Genomic DNA, 20,991 nt, shown 5'->3' on the forward strand with positions numbered 1-20,991 from the left:
TCGCTGCCTGACCTTGCCCCGCCGCGAACCCGGTTCGCGGCGGGGTTTTATTCATCAGAACCGGATCGAGTGCCGATGGAAGGCGCGGGCGAGAAGCGGATCGCCGCCATGCGCGAAATAGCGGTCGCGATAGTCGCGCGCGGTGATGGCGTTCACGCTGCTGTTGCTATGGTCCGACCCGTACAGGAAGATTCCCGGCGCCGTTTCGGAGAGGCGGACGATCCAGTCCTCGTAGATCCGGCGTTTCTGTTCGAGGCTGTAGTGTGTCGCGCTGAAGATGGTGCAGAAGGCGTTGCTCCACCAGATCAGCGAGCCGGGTTCGTCCCGGATTCGTTCGAGCAGGCTATCGGCCTCCAGGATATTGCAGAGCAGATAGTCGTGCCGCAACTCGCGGAACTGCCGCCAATGGTTTTCGAACCTGTCCGCGCCACCCCAGCGCGCCAGTTCTGCAGACCATAGGCGCTCCAACTCGGCCCATTCCATGTTGTCGGGCGAGGCGCCGGGCCAAAGATAATAATGGGCACCATTTTGCCGCTCGAACAGGCTGCGCAGGAAACCGGGATAGTCGTGACCATCCCATTCGGCGTCGAGCCGTCGCCTGAAATCCAGCGCCTGCGTGCTATAGTCGAAAAAGACGACGCTGCTGTCCGAATCGATCCCATGCGTGGCCAGGATACGGTTCGGCTTGAGGCCGGCGGCGACGCAATACAAGGTGGAGACGGGCGCGGCAAAGCCCGGAGGCGGGTCGGCGACATCGTCATAGGATTCATAGTTCAGGACGAACACGCCGCGACCGGCTTTTTCCGACATGTCGTCGAGAAAGGTCAGGAAGTCCGCGGCGTTGCCGAGGTCGGATCGCAGATCGATCAGATGGCCTTCGAGGTCGGGCCCGAAAGGAATCGTGATTGAGTCGGTTGGTTCGCCGTGCTGCGTCCAGGCATTGAGGTTGACCAGCAGGCAGCGACCGGGGACGCCGGCGATGATGAAGTCGCGGTTCTCCGTCCATTCCTCCAGCGCGTCGAAGAAACTGCGGGCCTTGCCGCCATTGGGGCCGGCATGCTCGGCGACAACATGCCCATAGCCCTGCACGAGGCAGTAGCGGGCGCCGGCCACTCTTGCCCGTAAGAGAAGCCGGCCGAGGTCGGCATCTTCGATGATCTCGCCGAAATAATGCCAGCGCAGCCATGAAACGGTCAGATCGCGAGCCCGACCGTTTGCCTCCCTTGTGCCTGTCGTTTCCAGTGGTGAACCGAGCAATCCGCAGATCAGGTCGCGCACACGCCTCTCCCTCAACTGTCGATGCTAAAGTGTATCCGGGGAAGGAACATAGTCGATGTCCCCATTTTGACCGCTAAACATGGCTTGACCGCGATGCTCGCACTGCGGCGTACTGGAGGGAATGAGCACCAGAATACTCCTGTTGCAGGATGCCGTGTATTTTCCGTCCTATGGCGGGGGCAACAAGGCCAATCGGCTTTTGCTGACCGCGCTGGCGGCGCGGGGCTTCGAATGCCATGCGGTGTCCCGGATGCCTCGCGAACGCGGGATTCTCGCTGACAGATTCAGTGCGGAAACGCTAAGCGCGCGCGGTATCGCCGTCGAGCGTCACGCGGCGGGAAGCATGTCCTATCGCCATGAGGGCGTCAGGGTCGAGGCGCTGGATCTCGACGATCCCGAAGCTGCGGCGCGGATCGGCGCGGTGATCCGCGATACGCGACCCGACTGGATCCTCGTTTCCGACGACCGTCCCGCGATATTGCTCGATATCGCGCTGGCCTATGCGCCCGACCGGGTGGTTGCGCTGGTTCATACGCACTTCCATCTGCCGTTCGGTCCGGAGGCTGAGGCTGGAAATGAAGAACAGCACGCCCGGTTAAGACGCGTCCGGAGCATCGTCGCGGTGAGCGAGCATAGCCGCGCCTATCTTCGGGAATATGGCGGGCTGGATTCTGTCCTGCTGCGCTTTCCGGTATTCGGAGACGGGCCGTTCGAACCCCCGGACCGGGCCGCCGCCGGCTCAGTGACGATGATCAACCCTTGCCTGCTCAAGGGACTGCCGATCTTCCTCGACCTGGCGAGGCTGTTCCCCGAAACGCCTTTCGCCGCAGTGCCGACCTGGGGCGTGGACGAGACGGTGCTGCGCGACCTGTCGCTGTTACCGAACATGACGGTGCTCGAACCCGCCGACGATGTCGGTATCGTCCTTCGCGACGCGCATATCCTCGTGGCGCCGTCACTGATTCCGGAAACCTTCGGCTATGTGGCGATTGATGCGATGCTGCGCGGCATCCCGGTTCTTGCCGGCAATCTCGGCGGCCAGCCCGAAGCGAAGCTCGGTATCGACTTCATCCTGCCGGTCGAACCTGCCCGGCGAACCGGGGCAGGCCATGTCGCGCCGCCCCAGGATATCGCGCCCTGGCAGGCTGCTCTGGGCACGCTGTTGTCCGATGAAGAGGCGTATCGGTGCTGCTCGCTTGCGTCCCGCGCGGCTGCGCTCAGCTTCCTGCCGCAGACCGATGCCGGACATTTCTCCCGGTATCTCGCCTCTCTTTAGTATCGCTCAGCACCCCAACTCATGGAGTTCGGCCTCGAGGTCACTGCCTCGCAATTCTTCGCTCAGCGTGTCGAAATTCGAAATCGTTTCGCGCAGGGCGACCGGAGTCAGTTTCAAGGTCTGGCCGTTCGGCTGGACCGGTCGGCCGGCGGCGCCGAGAAAGGCGAGGGCGGGCTCGATCCCCCGTGGGGAAAACAGATCCTCATACCAGAGAAGGACGTGATCCTGCGCAGTCTCGTTCAGGCTGCGCTCGGTCTCGGCATAGAAGCGCTCGTGCAGCGCGATATTCTCCGCCAGGGCCGCGCGGTCGACATGGACCCGGGGGCGAGGCGCCGGTGCGCCGCGATCATCATAGACGACCCATTCCCCGGTCTGCCGCGCCAACAGCAGGGACACGAAGCTTTTGACCCGGTTGCGCCGCTTCAGGAGGACCTTCCGTACCCCGTGATCGGGCAGCACCGCCCGATAGGCCGCCTCATGCTGCCACAGGCACATTTTGAAACCGACCGCTGCCCGTCCGAGATTGGTGCGCCAGACGCGATCGAGGAATTCCACCGGGTCGCTTTCCCGCTCTTCCATGCTGCCCAGCCGGAAATCGCTGTCCTGAAGGTGTCGCGCCACACCGATCACGTGCGGATTGAAGATTTCATGGTGACAAAGAATGTCGGGATGAGAGTTTAGTACCGTGCACAGGAAATTACTGCCGGTTCTGGTTGCATTGAGAATGATGAATCGAACCGGAATGGGGAGTTCTGTCACTGTCCGATCCATTGAAGATTTCTCCGGCGGGCCGTAATTCGTTTTAACGGGAATGTAGCGCGGCTCTTGTCGACCGACAAAGGATCTTCGTTCATCATGACGACTGACGAACGTTATGCGGTAGCGGAGGTATGGGACAGGCGGCATAGCGCGATCCTCGCCGTGGGAGATCCGGACCGGTCGAGCCAGTGGCTCGAACCATTCCTGCCGCTGCTGGAAAGCCATGGCTGCCGCGACGTGCTCGATCTCGGGTGCGGCACTGGATATGACGCACTCGCGCTGGCGCGCCGCGGATATCATGTCCAGGGCTTCGATTATGCCCAGGTCGCCATTGACGAGGCGATCCGGCTCGCACAGGCGGAGGGCCTGACGGTCGATTTTCGCCAGGGCGATGTCGGACTGCCCTTGCCTTGTAGGGATGGCAGTTTCGATGCGGTGATCAGTAACCTCGTTCTGCATTCTTTCGCCGATGCAGCGCTTCGGAGTATCGTCGGCGAGGTCGATCGCTGCCTCAGGCCGGGAGGATTGTTCCTCTTCCATGCCAATTCCACGGACGATCTCGAACGACGGCTTGCCGTGCAACCGCCGGAGCGCCAGCTGGGACCGCGATCCTATGTCCTGGCCGGTGGCCAGACCATGCATTTCTTCAGTCGCGACTATTGCGAGACCCTGCTCGCCGACTGGCTGCCGATCGGGATCGAGGCGGTGACGCGGCTCGATCCGGAAGGCCAGCCGGTGAAGAGCGTCTGGCGGGTCGCCGCCCGGAAGAGGGGCTGATTCCGCCCGTGGCCTGTCGGGTAGTGGCTATCGTCGATCCCTATGACGCAGGTTCAATGCTCGCGCCAGCCTTTGCCGACCATGGCGTCGAAGCGGTGATGGTCCGGAGCACGTTGGCGATACCGAGCGCCGAGGCGGCTTCCTTCGTTCCGGCGAACTTTAGCAATGTGCTGCCCTGGCACGACGATATCGCACAGACCCTGGTCGCCCTGCGGGACCTTCACGTCGATCATGTGATCGCCGGGTCGGAGCGGGGTGTGATGCTGGCCGATCGGCTGAGCGAGGCGCTGGGCCTAGCCGGCAACGGCACGCTCCTCAGCGAGGCGCGCCGCGACAAGGCCCGCATGATCGAAGAGGCCGGCGCGCGCGGTGTCCGGGTGCCGCGTCAGATCCAGTCGGGCAGGCTGCATGATATCATGGCCTGGATCGACAAAGGCGGCCAATGGCCGGTCGTGCTCAAGCCGCGCTGGTCGAAGGGATCCGAGGGTGTGTACCTGTGCGCATCGCGGGAGGAGGTGTCGCGCGCGTTCCATGCCGTTCACGATCATGTCGATCAGATGGGCTTTCGCAACGACACCATATTGGTACAGGAATTCCTGGCCGGGCGGGAATTTGTCATCGACACCGTCAGCCATGACGGGCGCCATCGCCTCGCGGCGCTATGGGTCTACGGCAAGCCGGTACCGGGCTTTGAATCGATCGGCCTGCTCTCCACCAAGGAATTGCTGCCGTCGGACGGGCCGCTGGCCGACATGTTGTTCGCCTTCGCGGTGCAGGTCCTGGGGGCGCTGGAGATTCGTCACGGCGCGGGGCACTGTGAGGTAATCGTCGATGCTGAGGGGCCGGCGCTGGTGGAAATCGGGGCGCGACTGCATGGCGGTCCGCCGGCTCATCTGATGTGCCGGGCCGCCATCGGGACGAGCCAACTAGACCTGCTGGTGCAATCCTGCGTTGATCCGTCCGGATTCCTAGACAGCCTTTCCAGCCGCTACCGCCTGGCGGGTGGTGCGATGATGGCGTTGTTGCGGGACGCCGCGTTGAAGGGGGAGATCGAGACCCTGCCTTCCGCCCGGTCCGTCGTCTGGAACGAGCGGGGAGGGGATCCTCCACCGGCGGTGGCGGGCCTGGCCACGCTGATCCACCCGGAGCGGCAGGTGGTCGCGGACGACCTGTCGATCGTCACCGGCGAACTCTCCTGCGAGATTCTCGGGCAGCGTGGCGCAGTCGAGGCGATGGCGCCTGAATGGCGCGCCTTGCTCGGCCGCTCGCGCTGCAACCGTGCCTTTGGCGGGCCGACCTGGTATCTGGCGGCGCTCGATGCCTGGCCTGACTTGTCGCCGCTGGTGATCGTGGCGCGTCGGGGCGCGAGCATTGCCGGCGTATTTCCGCTGGCCTGGCACCGGAAGGACGAAAAGGCGGGCTTCGCCACTGTGCTGAGCGACTATAACGACCTGGTCGTGGCCGATGGCGATATCGCGGCGGCGCGGCGCCTGATGATCTTTGCGCGGCACCGCTTGCCGCACTTGGATCTCACCTGCATCCGTGCAGATTCGAACTGCGCGACGGCCGACGGGCGAGAGCCGGTGCTGGTCGAGAAGAAATTCATCTGCCCGATCGCCGATCTCTCCGCTGGCTATGACGGCTGGTTTGCCGCGCGAAGCCCCGGCTTCCGGCGCGAACTGGCTTTAGCCACCCGCCGAGCGGCGCGTAACGGCGTTCGCGCCTGCCGGCTTGATCCCGTGCGCGATGCGGCGATCGATCCCGGCGCGTTCTTCCTGGAGATGCAGCAGGCGCGCTTCGGTGAGCGCAGTCTATTCCTGCGCGATCCGGCGGCCCGGAATTTTGTCACCGCCGCGCTGCCGGCGCTATGGCGCGAAGGCACCGCGCCGCTGTTCGGCCTCTGGGTAGGAAAGCAACTGATCGGATTGAACATCTGCATGCTGGGTGCCGACAGCCTGGGCAACTGGAACGCGGGTTTCCTCTCGGCTTTCGCAACCTTCTCTCCCGGCATGCTGATGGCCGATGCCGCGGTGCGTGAGGCGTGTGCGATGGGCCTGGCGGAGTTCGACTATCTCCGCGGAATCGAGACTTACAAGCTTCGGTGGTGCTCCGGGCGGCGCGAGATCGGGCGGCTGGAATGACCGGGCCGCTTCCGGACGATCCATGGTCGATCGGTCTTTACGTCGGCCCCGACCCGCTGCATCTGGCAGCACCGCGCGATCGCGCAAACCCGATCATGACTCGTGAGCAGGTGACTGACATTCCGGCGGCCTTCGTCGCCGATCCATTCCTGCTGCCGCACAGGGACGGATGGCACCTCTTTTTCGAAGTGCTCCATCACGAACGCGGGCTGGGCGAGATCGGGTGGGCCAGCAGCCCCGATGCGGTCGCCTGGTCGTACCAGGGCATCGTCCTGCGCGAGCCCTTCCACCTGTCCTATCCATGCGTGTTCGAGCATGGGGGTGAGGTCTTCATGGTGCCGGAGACGCTCGACGCGGGCGCCGTCCGCCTTTATCGTGCCGATCCCTTTCCGGCACGCTGGGTGCCGGTCGCCGACCTGCTCCAGGGCAGGCTCGCTGATCCGACGCTCTTCCGTTTCGAGGGGCGCTGGTGGATGTACGCGTGCCCTGCACCGTCCAGCCATGACGCATTGTCGCTGTTCTTCGCCGACGCCCTTGCCGGCCCCTGGCATGAACATCCGGCGAGCCCGCTGATCGCCGGCGACAGGAGCAGGGCGCGACCGGGCGGACGGGTCGTCTGCTGGGACGGGCACCTCTATCGTTTCTCTCAGGATTGCGGGCCGCGTTACGGAAGTGGAGTGCGTGTTTTCGAGATCACGCGACTGACGCTCGACGACTATGCGGAACGGGAATGTGCTGAAAGCCCCATCCTCGGTCCGTCAGGCACGGGATGGAACGGCAAGGGCATGCACCATGTCGACGCCTGGCAGATCGCGCCCGATCATTGGATCGCGGCGGTTGACGGTATCAGGATCAAATGATTTCTGTTCCGGTTACCATTGTGGAAGAGTTTCCTGTCTGGATGCAGCCATTCTGGCCTCTTCTTGGATTGATGACATTTTGATGCGGCCATAGATTAAACAGGATCAATTTACTGTCATAATTTAAGGTATTTGTCGATCTCTGCCAAAAAGGGGGCCGTTATGAAGACCATTGCTTTGTTGCTTTGTGCCGGATCGGTGGCTGCCGCGGCTGCCGTAGCCCAGACATCCTCGACATCTTCAGCGCCGCCTCCACCACCCTTCGGGCCCTCAGTCACCGCGGGCCAGACGTTGCAGACGTCCGACATGACCAATGCCAATCCGCTGATCCCTGCGGATATCTATCGTACCAACGCCGTCGCGCACCAGGATCTGGCGACCTTCGCCTGGCTTGAATTCATCTCCGCTGTGGCGCCGAATGCGGCGGGGAGCCGGGGGGTGCCGGGCGGCAGCTTCGCCACTTCCGGCAGCGGTGGCACCGGGCCTTTGGTCTGGGAAACCTACCAGCACCGCACCGAGCTTTTCCCGTGCAATGTCAACGGGACGTCATCGGCCCCCACGCCGCCCCAGCCCTGGGGGGCTTCCCCCAAATATGTGACGACCGTCACGAATTCCAATCCGCAGCTGTGCAGCACCATCACACTGCCGGGCGGCGGGACACTGCCGTATAATAATCTGGATGAGGCCAACCAGATTGGACAGAATACCCTGTTCTTCCCGACCACGCCGGGAAACCCCCAACCGGCGACCGATGCGCAGGTGCTGTTCGAGGCCAAGGTCAACCAGTATGAATCCAATTATGTGAACCAGAATTATGCGAGCTTCATCCCGCAATTTTCTCCCTTCCGCCTCCCTGCCGGGACCGTCACCTTGCCAACGACGACGGTCGAGGTGAAAGCCGCCTGGCGTCCACTGTCCTCGATCCCGTCGAGTCAGCGCTATCGCTATCATGTTTCGAACGTCCTCACTTATGGCGGCAGCGATTCCGCTCCGGTGCCGAGAGTGGTGCCCTATGCGCTGATCGCCCTGCATATCATCCACAAGACGCCGAACTATCCCGCGTTCATCTTCGCGACCTTCGAACAGGTCGACGATTTCAAGAACCAGGTCACGGGACAGCCAACGGGCGTCTATTATGTACCAGCCTATGGATCGGTCGGATATACGACCCCTACAAGCACCACCTTCCCGCCCAGTGGCAAGAAGGTCCCCAATCCCAATATCAACTTCAACACCTCAACGCCCAGCGCGACGCCTTATGGAACGAAGGGCGTGGCCTTGCCGCTTGGTAACGTCAGCAGCATCCCGGGTGCCAAGGTATTGAAGAATGGGGCGGTTGCCATTCCCGTCACCTCGCCGGTGCCGACAGTGCCGGAGATCACCGCGGTGAACAACCGGGCGCTGACCGCAATGAAGGGCATTCCGGGCTTCAACCAGAATTTCATCTGGCAATATTACAAATTGACCGGTGTCCAGGCGATCCCGACCAATGATGAAACCACCAGGGATTTCTACCTGGCCAATATCGTCGTCGAAAGCAGTCAGCCGGGCATCCAGCTCTTCCGGGGCTTCCCGCCGATCACCAACGGCGTGCTGACCAATATCCGGAACCAGGTCAACGTCATCGACTATCACAATGGCCTCGGCACCCTGACGTCCAGCGGCGGTTGCCAGGGCTGCCATGGCGTCGCCCAGACTCAGAACGGCTTCGATTTCAGCTTCCTGTTCTTCGGCGTGGCGGGCGGCGGATTCTCGCCCGAAACGGCGGGCCTGCCCAGCCCGCAGCTCGCGGCGGCGCGGCTTGCGAACAAGAAATACTTCACGAAATAGGTGCCGAAACAAAAAGGGGAGGCGACGGGCACGTCGCCTCCCCTGTCTTCATGCGGGGATAGTTCCCAGTCCGTCGGGCGCGTGGCGGGCTATTTCACGCCGCCGATCATGATTTCGGACTGGTCGGGAGAATAGGGCAGCGAGAAGCCAAGCGTCTGTGCCGTGTCATCGTGATGCGCAGCGAGCACCTTGCCCCGATAGGATACGGGCGCGTCAGCCCGCATGCCATGGACGGTGACGGCAAGCTCACGCCACCATGGGCGGAATGTGCCGTCGCCCGGTGCGACGATGATGCGCATCTGGCCGGTTTCCGAAACCTCGCAGCGGATCGTCCGGCGCAGATAGGCCTTGCGCTGGAACGCGAGGCTGTGGCCGTCATCAGCATAGAGCGTGCCGGTGCAATCGGGGCCGGGATAGACGTCGAGCACGAGCGGCCCTGACGGCGTCTCGGCGGTGCTCTGCACCAGCGGCTGGCGCGGGAGGATCGTCCCGGCGCGGACATAGACCGGCAAGTGATCGAGCCTTGGCGTTTCCTTGATCTTGTCGGTCGCCGCCGTGTCCGGCGCGACCTTCGTCACCGGCAGCCCGCCCCACAGATCATACCAGCCGCCCGAGGGCAGGCAGACGTCATATTCCTGCGGTGATTCAGGCCTGGGCGGCGGCGCGATCAGCAGGGCCTTACCCAGGGTAAACGCCATCGACTGGTCGCAAGGGGCGGTGAGTGCCTGGGGATAATCGTAGAAGACAGGGCGCATGATCGGATCGCCGGTGCGCGCGTTCAGGTCGGCGAGGCCGTAGAGATAGGGCATCAGGCGATACCGTTCCTCGACGAAGCGGCGGCGGATGGCGAGATGCTCGGTGCCGTCGAGCCAGGGCTCAGCGCGCGGGGTGTCTTTTGCGGAGTGGTTGCGGAAAACCGGCGTGAACGCAGCGATCTCGTACCAGCGAGTCATCAGGTCAGGGCTCGGCCCGCCAGTGAACCCGCCGACGTCAGCCCCGGCATAGGAGAAGCCGGAAAGGCCGAGGTTGATCAGTTGGTGGACCGACAGCTTCAGATGATCCCAGGTCGCGCTGTTGTCGCCGGTCCAGGTCGCCGCATAGCGCTGGCCCCCGGCATAGCTGGCGCGGGTCATGACGAAGGGACGTTCGTCCGGGCGCAAGGCGCTCAGGCCGTCAAAGGTCGCGCGGGTATTCTCCATGCCGTAGACATTGTGGATCTCGGCATGGCTGGCTGACCGACTGGCGAAATCGTCGCTGTCGATCTTGTGGACGACGTCGAGCGGCATGGTCGCGGTGGGCGTCTCGAACACCGATGGCTCGTTCATGTCGTTCCAGATGCCGGCGACGCCATCGGCGACCAGCGGCGCGTGCAACTTGCCCCACCAGGCGCGGGTGCCGGCACTGGTGAAGTCGGGAAAGACCGAGGGGCCGGGCCAGACCTTGCCGACGAACATCGATCCGTCGGGGTTGTGAACGAAATGATTGCCCGCAGCGCCGCTGTCATAGGGGACATATCCGTCATTGGGTGCCGCGGCGACGTGAAGGTCGGCGATCGTGACCAGCTTCAGCCCCTGCGTGCCGAGTTCGGTCGCGAGTCCCTTCAAGTCCGGAAAGGCGGTGCGGTTGACGGTGAAGGGCCGGTTGCGATCCTGGAAGTCGATATCGAGCCAGATGACGTCGGTCGGGATCGCATCCTTGCGCAGGCGCGCTGCGAGTCCCCGGACCTCGCCCGCGTCCATGTAGCTGTAGCGCGATTGCTGGTAACCGAGCGACCAGAGCGGGGCGAGCGGTGCCTTGCCGGTCAGGTCGGTATAGCGGCGCACGACGTCGCCGGTGGTCGGTCCCGCGATGACATAATAGTCGATCGGGCCGTCCGGGGCGCCGAAGGCGGTGACATCGTCCTCGCGATGGCCGAAATCGAACCAGGCGCGCCACGTGTTGTCTAGCAGCACGCCATAGCTGCCGCCGGCGCCGCCCGCGCTGACGAAGAAGGGGATCGACTTGTAGATCGGATCGGTCGAGCCGGTGAAAGCATAGGCGTCGGTGTTCCAGTCGACGAAGCTCTTGCCGCGCCGATCGAGCCCGCCGGTCTTGTCGCCAAGCCCGAAAATATGCTCCCCGCGCGGCAAGGCCTTGCGCAGGGTGAAGCCCTTGCCGTCGAGCTTGATCGGGGTGCTGTCGTCGGCGCTGATGAGGCGGCCGTCCCTGTCCTCGATCCTGAGACGCAGATCCGGGCCGACATGGACCCGCAGCCGGGCCGTCGCAAAGCCGTCCGCGAGGCGCTGGACGGGCACCGATTGCGCGCGGCGATCCCTGGGCACGGCCCAGCTCGCATCTTCCGGCAGGGTGCCGTCCCGCGCGATCCGTACCCGCAGGATGGAATCGGTGAGGGCCGTCACGGTAAGCACCATCGGACCGTGACGGGCCTCGATCCCGTTCGCCCGAGCGGCGAGGCTCGCGGGCGCCTGCTGGCCGGCCTGCGCCAGGGCAGGGGGCGCCAGGGCGATCGCGGTGCCGATCAGCAGGGAACGCAGGGACAGGCTCGGTACTGACATGTAGAACTCCCGGTTACGGACGCGCACTGGTGATCACGAGGATTTGAGGATCGTCATACGGAGCTGGCGCCTGAGGTCGGCGCGCTGGTCGGCGCGCATCTCCCCGAGCTGACCGCGCAAGGCAGGCGGAATATGGGCGACGGCATCACCGCTATCGTCGAAGACATGGGCCTCGAACATCGCGCGCCAGTATCGCCGTTCGCTCGGCGGCAGCGCCTTGATCGCGAGCAGAGCGCTCAGAAAGGCGTCCTGGGCATGGCCGAGCCCGCGCGGCACATCGCCCCACCAGTAATTGACCATCGCGTTCCAGGGAGCGCGCGAGGTGACGTGGTGCCACCAGTATCGCGGCATCAGCAGCGCATCGCCGGGGTCGAGATGCGCGACCCGCGCCGCATCGAGCGCTTCGCGAAAACGCGGAAACCTGTCGAAATCGGGTGCCTCCGGATCGACCAGGGAGAGCGGGGGCGGATTGTCCAGGGGGCCGACATAGAGATTGGCCACCTGTTCCGGCGGGAACAGCAGGAAACGGCGCTGGCCGGCTATCACGCAGGCCAGGTTGTGGTCGCGATCATTGTGGATCTGGGTCTTCACCGGTCCGCCGAGCCACAGCCGGGGTTCGGCGGCCGGCGGGACCAGCGGCATTGGGTTGTCGCGCGCGAAGTCCGGGAACTGCGTGCCGAGCGGTAGCATCTGGATCGCGATATAGGGCGCGCCGGGTGTGGTCGTCGCACGCTCGATCCGATCGAGCGTTTCGCCCAGCGGGCGTTGCCGTTTGGTGAAGCTGAACTCGCGCAGATCAGCGGCATAGCCGAACCGCCCGCCGCTGCCCGGTGAGGCCTCCATTACCGGTACCGGTGCCCCGCGGTCCATCGCCCGGAAATAGGCGCCGAGCGCGGCCTGCGACCGACGTCCGGCGGCCAGCGCCGGCCAATGCTCCACCAGCCCCTTCACGATCACTGGCATGCCGGCGGCGAGCAGCGCAGCGATATCGGCCGAAGACCGAACGCTTGCAGTAGGGACTGGCGGCAGCGCGTCCAGGCGATCGGAACGGGTGGCAATCGAGACGGCGGTCACGCTGCCTCGCTCCGGCCGAGGTTCGCGAGATAGCCGTCATGGGTCGGCTGTTCGAGGACCTTGCGCTTGATGAAGCCGAGGATACGACGAAAATCGTCCTTCATGCGCTCCGGCGCCGTGCGGTCGATCGCGGGCGGCCAGCTTTCCGGCGTCTCGCCCAAGCCGGTGAACAGCGCCTGCCAGAGATCGGGTGCGAAGCTTTCGTCCTCCATCGGCGCGATGTCGCCGCGCGCGCGGAAGATCGCGAGCTTGTGCCCGACCGTGGCAGGCGTTGTCGCGCCGCGCGCCGCCCCCCAGAACCCCGTCGGGCCAAAGCGATTGGCGGCGTAGAAGGCAGACTGGAAGTCACGCACGCGCTCGAAGGCGGAGCGGGTGATGCGGTTATATTCGTTCCGCTCTGCAGTGAAGGTCGCGCCCGCCGGGAACAGTGCAAGCAGGTGCACGATGCCGAGCTGGATTGCGTGCAGTTCGACGTCGAACAATGGATCGAAGCTGCAGGCCGCGCTGCCGATCGCCACGCAATTGGCTGACCATGCCTGATGTCTCATGCCCTGTTCGACGGAAGCGGCGACAGGGTCGGAAAGCGTCAGGCCGGCAAGGGTCCCGGCTGCTGCCAGCGCTGACTCGTCGTCCTGCTCCGCCGAAGCAAAAGCGTAGCTGATGTAAGTAGCTGCCTGGGTGGCGTGGAGCGCGGTCCAGCCGGAAGCGCCCGCCCTGATTTCGGCATAGGCAGGAACCGAGGCGAAGCGTGCCGCCCGCGCCGTCAGGCGGCGGTCGGTAACGAAGGCAGAGTGCCAGTCGTCCCGGCCGAGGCCCGGCATCTGGCCGATCAATATTCCTTCCGGGCCGCTCGCGTCCACGAAGAGATCGCCTTCGACGCGCCTCTCGTCGTCGAGCCGGATAGCACTGATCGAGCCGGTCTCGTTCTGGCGCTCGACGTCGATCGTGCCGCTGTGATGCACGGCAATGCCGAGCTTCGCGGCGCGCGCCTTGAGGGTGGCGACATAGGGAAGGGAGGGGAGATGATAACCATAGTCGGTCCGGCCGAAGAGCTGGGTTTCCTCGTCAGGCAACAGCATTCGGCCCTGGCGGGCTGCCATTGCGGTGAGGCAGAAATCCTCGAACGCGGCTTCCAGCCCGAACCGCCGCGCCTTGAGCCAATAAGGGAAGAAGCCGCCGCCATCGATGGGCGCGCCATAGGACCCATGGGCAAGGAGGAAAGGCCGCGTGCCGGATGCAAGGCCCACCACATTGTGGCCGAGCGAGAAGCTTCCGCCGGTTGCGCGCAACAGTGCGGATTCCTCAAGCCCCAGCTTGTTGTGCAGTGCCTCCAGCGGCGGGAGCGAGGCATAGGCGGAGGCTGGACCAAGATCGGTGGGAAGCTCGATCGCGACTACCGATATCCCTGCCGGCGCCAGTGCGCGCCGAAGGACGGTCGCGCTGAGCCAGAGCGCCGCGTCGCGCCCGACGATGACGATGCGGTTGGGTTGGCCGCTCATGCCGGGACGCCCTCCGCCGCACAATAGTTCGCGATGAAGTCGGCATGGGACGACATCGCAGCGACACTGCTTTCGATTCGCCCTGCAAAATCGTCCAGCCGGGCGACGAGCATATCGAGATCGAAGGTGTCGGCGAGGCGGTCATAGCCTGCGGGCATGATGCCCTGGCCGATCAGCACCGAGAGCCAGCTATCGCGCGCGAACAGGCCATATTGGTAATTGGGTGCCATGGCGCGGGCGCGGAACAGCTCGAGCTTGTGCGTCAGGCTGTCCGGGATCGGCATGTGGCGCAGATAGTCCCAGAGCGGCTCGCCCTCGCGCCGGTTGGCGATGTAGTGAAGCACGAGGAAATCGCGCACGCGCTCATATTGCATCACGGTCAGGCGATTGAATTCGTCCGCCAGCCGGGGATCGATGCCCTCCCGCACGGCACGCGGGCTCGGCATCAGATTGATCAGATCGATCACTGCCGCCTGGATCAGATAGATGCTGGTCGATTCAAGCGGCTCGAGAAAGCCGCTGGCGAGCCCGATCGCAACGCAATTGCTGCGCCAGGCGCAAGCACGTCGTCCCGGCGAGAAACGCAGCAGGCGGGGTTCGGCAAGCGCCTCGCCGTCCAGATTGGCGAGCAGCGTTTCCCGGGCCTCCTCCTGCGAGCAGAAGGTGCTTGAGAAGATATAGCCGTTGCCGATGCGGTGCTGCAGCGGGATGCGCCATTGCCAGCCGGCGCGTCGGGCGGTCGCACGGGTATAAGGCGTCAGGTCCCCGCCATGCGCGCAGGGCACGGCAAGCGCGCGATCACAGGGCAGCCAGGGCGTCCAATCTTCCCATCCGACATCGAACTGGCCGGCGAGCAGGAGCGACCGGAAGCCGGTGCAGTCGACGAACAGGTCGCCGCTGATGCTGACGCCCGATTTGAGCGCGACCCCGGCGATCGCGCCGGAAGCCTGGTCGCGGCTGATATCGCACACCTGGCCTTCGATGCGGGCCACGCCATGGCCGGTCGCCCAGCGCCGCAGGAATTCGGCATAGAGTCCGGCGTCGAAATGATAGGCATAGGAATAGGTGGAACGGATCGACTTGGGATTCTCGTCGGGCAGCTCGAACGCATTGGCGCGCGCTGCCGCGACGGCATAGGAATAGGCCTGAAATGGCGCCACCGGTCGGCCGTTCGCCTTGGCGCGAAGCCAGTGATTCTGAAATTCGACGCCGCCCCATGGCTCGCCGAAGGCACCGAAGGGATGGATATAGCGGTCGCCGGGGCGATCCCAGTCACAGAACTCGATGCCCAGCTTGATGGTCGCCCCGGTCTCGCGCATGAACTGCGCTTCGTCCAGGCCGAGCATGTCGTTGAAAAGCTTGATATGCGGCAGCGTCGCTTCGCCGACGCCCACCGTGCCGATCTCGTCGGATTCGACCAGGGTGATGGCATAATCCGCCCCCGGTAACTGCCGGACCAGCCCGGCGGCCGTCATCCAGCCGGCGGTGCCCCCCCCGACGATGACGATATGGTATCGATCATCCTGCATCAGACTACCCTCTCACAAGGGCTGCGCTGCCGTCCATCGGACGGCAGCGCAACTAGGGGGTGCCTCATCAGAACTTCGCGCGGACCCCGAACTGGAAGCGACGGTCGACCCTGCTCCAGGACGAGTCGCGGAAGACCGGCTTCGCACCGGGCGTGACGGGGGAGTCGCCGAAGATCTGTTGCTGGTAGACGCTCGTTGTGTTCAGCAGGTTGCTGCCTTCGACCGAGAGCTCGATATAGCGATTGACCGAGAAGCGGATCGACCCGTCGAGGAACCCGGATGCCTTCTGGAACACCGGCAGGCCGATGCAGCAGTCAAGGTTCTGGGTGAGGTAGCGCGAGCGCCAGTTATAGGCGAGGCGGATACCCACCGGGCCCTTTTCGTACAGTCCAACGACGTTGAACGTGTGTTTCGAGATGCCGGCGAGCTGATGCGAGTCGATCACCGGACCTGAACCGCCGGCGGCGGGAATGCCGATGCCGACCGCGCCGACATCGCCGCCTGAAGTCGCGTTGATCAGGTTCGAATTGTTGATCCCCGACTGCTGCACGAAGGTGTAGTTAAGCTGGGTTCCCAGGCCACTGAGCAGGCCGGGCAGGAAGGTGAAGAAGGTCTGGTACGAGGCTTCGAAGCCGTAAAGCTCGCCACCCTTTTCGACATTCTGCGGGCCGTTGACCTGAACGAGCTGGGTCGAGCCGTTGTTGGTGAAATTGCGGAACGACTGGCCGTAGGAGATGCTGTTGCTCAGCTTCTTGTAGAAGGCGTCGATCGCGAAGGACGAACTCGCGCCCATATAGCGTTCGAACGAGATATCTAACTGGTCGGCGATCATCGGCCGCAAGGCGGCGTTGCCGGCATTGGCCTGGAAGACGAAATTATAGCCAGTGACATTGGCCGGAATGTGCGCCGCCGTCGGCGAATTGTAGACGACATAGGGCGAGTCAGCCGTGGTGTTGTACGTCGGCGCGTTGATCGCGACATAGTTGCGCAAGAACCCGATATCTGGCCGGGAGAGCGCGCGCGAATAGGCGAAACGCACGAAGTTCTTGTCGTCGAGCCCGAAGCGGACGTTGAAGCTCGGCAGCCAGTTGGTGAAGGAGCTCTTATAGGTATTGGGTGCCCCGCCGCCATTGGTGAAGTTGCGGAGTGCCTGGGTGACGTAGCAGCTCGGATTGACCACGTTGTTGCCCGAGAGCGGCGTGTTGCACGGTACGAGCTGGTCAAAAAGGTTGCTTTGCGGAAAGCCCGCAGCGCCGTCGCTACGCTCGACGGTGCGGATCACGCGGACGCCGATATTGCCGAGCACGCTGATCCCGCCGAAGATCGTCTTGTCGTTCCCGCCGAAGCGCAGCATCGCATAGGCCGCCTGGGTCTCCTCCCGAAGATGCATCACCTCTGATGGCGTGAAGCAGTTGTCCACGGTCGCCTCCGGGCGGTCGCAGATCGGGGTATAGCCGGTGCCGAGGGGCGAGTTGGTCGTCGCGCCGCTCAGGCCGTTCATCAGCGCCTGGTAGTTCGTCAGCATCGACTGGTTGACGAAGGCGAGCGAGCCGTTCGGGAAGACGTTGCCGTCGAACAGGCCGCCCATCGGATAGGGGCCGAAGATGCCGGCGCCATAGCCCTTGAACGGGGCGTGCCCGGCGGCGCAGGCGGGATAGGCTCCTCCCGTCGTGTTGTCGGCGTTGAAGCCGGGACCGTTGCAGTTCCAGTTCGCCGCGATCGGCGTCCAGTTGAACGTCGAATAGCGCACCGTCTGGCGACGATCGGCATAGCGCACGCCGACCTTGAGGGAGTCGAGCCAGCTACCCTCGGCGAAATCATATTGTACGTCGCCACGGATCGCGAATTCGTCCGCGTCATTGTCCTCGACATGGCCCTGGATGAACGGGATCCAGTAGTTGTGCGGGTTGGCGAGACCGCCGGCCGCATAGTTCACGTTGGAGCCCGGCAGCAGCTTGACCTGCGGGGTGCCGTCCTTGTTCACGCTATAGTCGAAATTGGCGATCGAGCCGGTCGCGACGAGGATGTCGTTGTTGTAGGTCGACGCGGTGATGTGCTGGATGTCGAGATTGGCATGGAGCCGGTCGCTGACATCCCACTGAATATTGCCCGAAAAGTCCCTGGTGCCTTCACGATGATCGAAATCACGCGATTCATTCTGCAGATAGAGGCCGTCGCGCAGCGTCGTGCAGTTCGATCCGGCGCCGCAATAGTTCACGAAAGGCATGCCGGGTACGGCCGAGCCTGTGTTGATCGCATCCTGGAGGCTTGAAAAGGAGCCGAGCCAGTCCCCGTGTGGCCGGGTAAGGACTCCGGATTGCAGCATGCCGTTGGAACCGAAGGACAGAGCCGGGGTGCCGTCCGCCGGCCCGAGAACGGACGATGCGCGAGGATTGTAGGAAGAGGTGTTGAAATAGCCTCCGTCGAAGATCGTGTGGCTAGCGCGTTCAAGCCAGGCGTTGCGATATTGCGAATCCGTATATTGCGCCGATATGCGGAAATTGCCGGAATTGTTCTCGAATTGGCCAGCGACGACGAAGCCGTGGCGCTTGCGGTCATAATCGACCTGCGAAAAGCGGACGCCGTCCGGCGCATAGGCCCAGCCGCTGCCACCGAACGAATTGGCGGTGCACTGCGCCACGCCGTTGGAGAGGATCGCCTTGTTGTTGGCATCGACCGCGCCGGCCGAGCAATAGGTGTCGATCTTGTCCATGATCACGCTCTCGGTGCGCGTGATGACGTGCGACCAGGCATAATCGGCGAGGATGCCGAAACGGCCGATCCCGGTTTCGAACGTGTCGCTGATCAACCCGGAGAATTCGGGCGTCCATTTACCCGATCGGTCGCCATAATTCACCCGGGCGTTGGCCGCGACGACGAGGCCCTTCTGGTCGAACGGCATGCGGGTCCGCAGGTTGACGGTGCCGGCGATGCCGCCCTCGATCATCTCGGCGGTCTGGTTCTTGTACGCATCGACCCCGGCCAGCAGCTCGGGCGAGATATCGTTGAAGTTCAGGCCGCGCGCTGAGTCGGCCGAGAAGCTGTCGCGCCCGTTGAATTCAGTGCGGACCTGGGTGAGGCCGCGGATCAGCACGCCGGTCGGTTCGCCCGACGGGTGGGTGCTGTCATCCGCTGACTGGAGCCGGTTGACCGTGATGCCGGGCACGCGCTGAAGCGCTTCCGCCGCGGATTTGTCGGGGAACGCGCCGATGTCGGTCGCCGTGATCGAGTCGACGAAGGTGTCCGCGTTCTTCTTGATGTTCTGCGAGGTGGCGAGCGCCTGTCTGACACCGACCACGACGATGTCGCTCGCCGGAGGGGCTTCTTCGCGATCTTCGGGCGCAGTGGTTGCGGATATCTGCTGCAGCCTGGCGGTATTGTCCGATGCCTGCGCGTGCGCCGGTGCGGCGAGCCCCATCACAGTCATTGCCAGCAGCGAGGCGCTGCCCTGCAGATAGCGCTGACGCGTCGATACGATGCGATTCATCCCTCTCCCCTCTCATTGTCGCCCTGTCACGGGCCGTTGGCGCGCGATGAACGAATCCCTCGCGGCTCAATTCTATTTGCGTAAATTTGCGCAAATTTGCGTCATGCGCAAGCAGCTTCGTTCGGAAATATTTTAACTGTTGTTTATCAGTGTATTGCGCGAGAAATTGCGTAACATTCGGTCTAGATGTGCGGTAAAAATGCAACGTTGTTTCGCTTCAAGTTGAACCGAATTGCGCAGTTTATGCAAAAGTTTGCATAGATCGGGGACTCGCTATAGGGAGGGTGAGATGAAGCCGATCCATTTGTCCGGGATGAATTCGGGAAGGCGCGAGGTACAGGGCCGGCGCGGCCAATCAGCCTTTGGAGCGCGCCCGTCCCGCACGATCGGGGATGGTCAGCGCCACGGTTGCGGCAAGCGCGATCGATGCGGCGGCAAGCACCAGCGCCCGCGCAGGTTCTCCCCCCAGCAGGCGATCCACCGTCCAGCCGAGCAATGCGGCCGCGACGAGTTGCGGCAGCACCAGGAAGACATTGTGGATGCCCATATAGACGCCCATCCGGCTTGGCGGGACGGCGCTGGAAACCATGGCGTAGGGTGCGGACAGGATCGAGGCCCAGGCGCAGCCGATGCCGAGCGCCGGAATCCACAGCCAGCGTGGATCAGTGACGAGCGCGAGGCCGAGCAGCCCCGACGCGCCAAGGAACAGGCAGGCGGCATGGGCCTCGCGCCGTCCGATGCGGGCGACCAGATAGGGGAGGGCGAATGCCCCGATCGCGGCCACGCCATTGTAGAAGGCGAACATCACGCCGACCCAGTCGGCGCTGGCATTATAGGCGGCACTGGTCGGATCGGTACCCGCCCCGCTGTCAGTGGCGATGGCCGGCACGGCGTAGATCCACATCGCGAACAACCCGAACCAGGTGAAGAATTGCACGATCGCCAGCCGTCGCAGCACGTCAGGCATGTGGATGATATCGTCGACGATTTCGAGCAGGCCGGTCGGCCGGATGCCGTGCCGTGCGCTCCACGCGGTCAGCCATTGGCCGATCCCCAGCAGTCCCACGATTCCTGCGATGAGGTAGAGTTCGCGGCGATACCCCTCGATCGCGGTGGCCAGCGCGATCGCGGCCGCGGCGATCACCCACAGGGCGCCGTTGCGGACGAGCGACGCCCCGCTTGTGCTCGCCCATTCGGGCCGGGCCAGCGACGCGGCATCGGCGGCGATGTTTTCGGGTGGCTGTTCGCTGGTGGTCGCGACGGTCAGTCCGACACTGGCGAGCAGCCCGACCGCGCCGATATAGAAAGCGGTTCGAAGCGAGGGCGGCAAAACGCCAGGCGGCGCTTCGCTGGCCAGTCCGAACCAGTTCGACAGGACCCAGGGCATGGCGGAGGCAAACACCGCGCCAGTGCCGATGAATACGACCTGCAGCGAGAACGCCGTGGTGCGCTGATCCTCGGGCACGACATCGGCGACCAGCGCGCGGAATGGCTCCATCGCCACGTTGATCGCACCGGTGAGCAGCCACAGCACGACGCTCGCTGCCCAGATGCTCTGGACATTGGGCATCAGGACGAGTGCCACCGCGCTGACCAGCGCCCCGCCGAGCAGATAGGGGCGCCTGCGGCCAAGCGGTCCCCAGGTCCGGTCGCTCAGATGGCCGATGATCGGCTGGACGAGCAGCCCGGTGATCGGGGCCGCGATCCACAGGATCGGCAGTTCGTCGAGATTGGCACCGAGCGTCTGGAAGATGCGGCTGGTATTGACGTTCTGGAGGCCCCAGACGATCTGCACGCCGAGCAGACCGCAGCACATATTGGCCAGCGCGATCCGCGACAGCCGTGCCTTCGCGGCCAGGGAGCACCTGACCCTTTGCTTCGCCGCTGCCCCCGCTTGCAAAGCCGCCCCTTCGGTGTCCTAAGTCT

The 20,991-nt window shown here is 64.0% G+C and carries 13 protein-coding genes; 5 read left to right on the plus strand and 8 right to left on the minus strand.

Annotated features, from left to right (window positions below):
• Nucleotides 1–54 precede the first annotated feature (54 nt).
• Nucleotides 55–1,278: a hypothetical protein gene (locus NDN01_RS05680; protein ID WP_272626397.1), complete on the minus strand. Its 1,224-nt coding sequence runs from the start codon at nucleotides 1,276–1,278 to the stop codon at nucleotides 55–57.
• Between the two features lie 121 nt (nucleotides 1,279–1,399).
• Between NDN01_RS05680 and NDN01_RS05685 the strand changes: the two genes are divergently transcribed.
• Nucleotides 1,400–2,554, plus strand: coding sequence for a glycosyltransferase family 4 protein (locus tag NDN01_RS05685; protein WP_272626398.1), 1,155 nt, complete (start codon nucleotides 1,400–1,402; stop codon nucleotides 2,552–2,554).
• 6 nt (nucleotides 2,555–2,560) lie between these two features.
• Here NDN01_RS05685 and NDN01_RS05690 read toward each other — a convergent pair whose 3' ends face one another.
• Nucleotides 2,561–3,460, minus strand: a complete 900-nt coding sequence (locus NDN01_RS05690) for a hypothetical protein (protein WP_272626399.1) — start codon at nucleotides 3,458–3,460, stop codon at nucleotides 2,561–2,563.
• Between NDN01_RS05690 and NDN01_RS05695 the strand changes: the two genes are divergently transcribed.
• The 4 genes from NDN01_RS05695 (at nucleotide 3,410) to NDN01_RS05710 (ending at nucleotide 8,921) form a co-directional block, all read left to right on the plus strand.
• Nucleotides 3,410–4,090 carry a class I SAM-dependent methyltransferase gene (locus NDN01_RS05695; RefSeq protein ID WP_272626400.1) on the plus strand — a complete coding sequence of 227 codons (681 nt, stop codon included), beginning with the start codon at nucleotides 3,410–3,412 and terminating at the stop codon, nucleotides 4,088–4,090. The genes NDN01_RS05690 and NDN01_RS05695 overlap by 51 nt on opposite strands.
• A 56-nt stretch (nucleotides 4,091–4,146) precedes the next feature.
• Entirely contained in the window at nucleotides 4,147–6,231 is a 2,085-nt protein-coding gene (locus NDN01_RS05700) for a GNAT family N-acetyltransferase (RefSeq protein WP_272626401.1), read from the plus strand.
• Entirely contained in the window at nucleotides 6,228–7,091 is an 864-nt protein-coding gene (locus NDN01_RS05705) for a glucosamine inositolphosphorylceramide transferase family protein (protein WP_272626402.1), read from the plus strand. The genes NDN01_RS05700 and NDN01_RS05705 overlap by 4 nt, the downstream gene beginning before the upstream one ends.
• Nucleotides 7,092–7,253: 162 nt before the next feature.
• Nucleotides 7,254–8,921: a hypothetical protein gene (locus tag NDN01_RS05710; RefSeq protein WP_272626403.1), complete on the plus strand. Its 1,668-nt coding sequence runs from the start codon at nucleotides 7,254–7,256 to the stop codon at nucleotides 8,919–8,921.
• Between the two features lie 89 nt (nucleotides 8,922–9,010).
• Here NDN01_RS05710 and NDN01_RS05715 read toward each other — a convergent pair whose 3' ends face one another.
• The 6 genes from NDN01_RS05715 to NDN01_RS05740 form a co-directional block, all read right to left on the minus strand.
• Nucleotides 9,011–11,476, minus strand: a complete 2,466-nt coding sequence (locus NDN01_RS05715; protein ID WP_272626404.1) for a glycoside hydrolase family 31 protein — start codon at nucleotides 11,474–11,476, stop codon at nucleotides 9,011–9,013.
• Between the two features lie 33 nt (nucleotides 11,477–11,509).
• Entirely contained in the window at nucleotides 11,510–12,550 is a 1,041-nt protein-coding gene (locus NDN01_RS05720; protein ID WP_272626405.1) for a cupin-like domain-containing protein, read from the minus strand.
• Nucleotides 12,547–14,049 carry a tryptophan 7-halogenase gene (locus NDN01_RS05725; protein WP_272626406.1) on the minus strand — a complete coding sequence of 501 codons (1,503 nt, stop codon included), beginning with the start codon at nucleotides 14,047–14,049 and terminating at the stop codon, nucleotides 12,547–12,549. The genes NDN01_RS05720 and NDN01_RS05725 overlap by 4 nt, the downstream gene beginning before the upstream one ends.
• Nucleotides 14,046–15,578, minus strand: a complete 1,533-nt coding sequence (locus tag NDN01_RS05730; RefSeq protein WP_272626407.1) for a tryptophan halogenase family protein — start codon at nucleotides 15,576–15,578, stop codon at nucleotides 14,046–14,048. Before NDN01_RS05730 ends, NDN01_RS05725 begins: the two co-directional genes overlap by 4 nt.
• A 67-nt stretch (nucleotides 15,579–15,645) precedes the next feature.
• Nucleotides 15,646–19,065: a TonB-dependent receptor gene (locus NDN01_RS05735; RefSeq protein ID WP_272626408.1), complete on the minus strand. Its 3,420-nt coding sequence runs from the start codon at nucleotides 19,063–19,065 to the stop codon at nucleotides 15,646–15,648.
• 355 nt (nucleotides 19,066–19,420) lie between these two features.
• Complete coding sequence (locus NDN01_RS05740) at nucleotides 19,421–20,965, minus strand: MFS transporter (protein ID WP_272626409.1); 1,545 nt, start codon at nucleotides 20,963–20,965, stop codon at nucleotides 19,421–19,423.
• Between the last annotated feature and the right edge of the window lie 26 nt (nucleotides 20,966–20,991).

It is taken from the genome of Sphingomonas sp. QA11 (assembly GCF_028473665.1).
GTDB lineage: Bacteria > Pseudomonadota > Alphaproteobacteria > Sphingomonadales > Sphingomonadaceae > Sphingomonas > Sphingomonas phytovorans.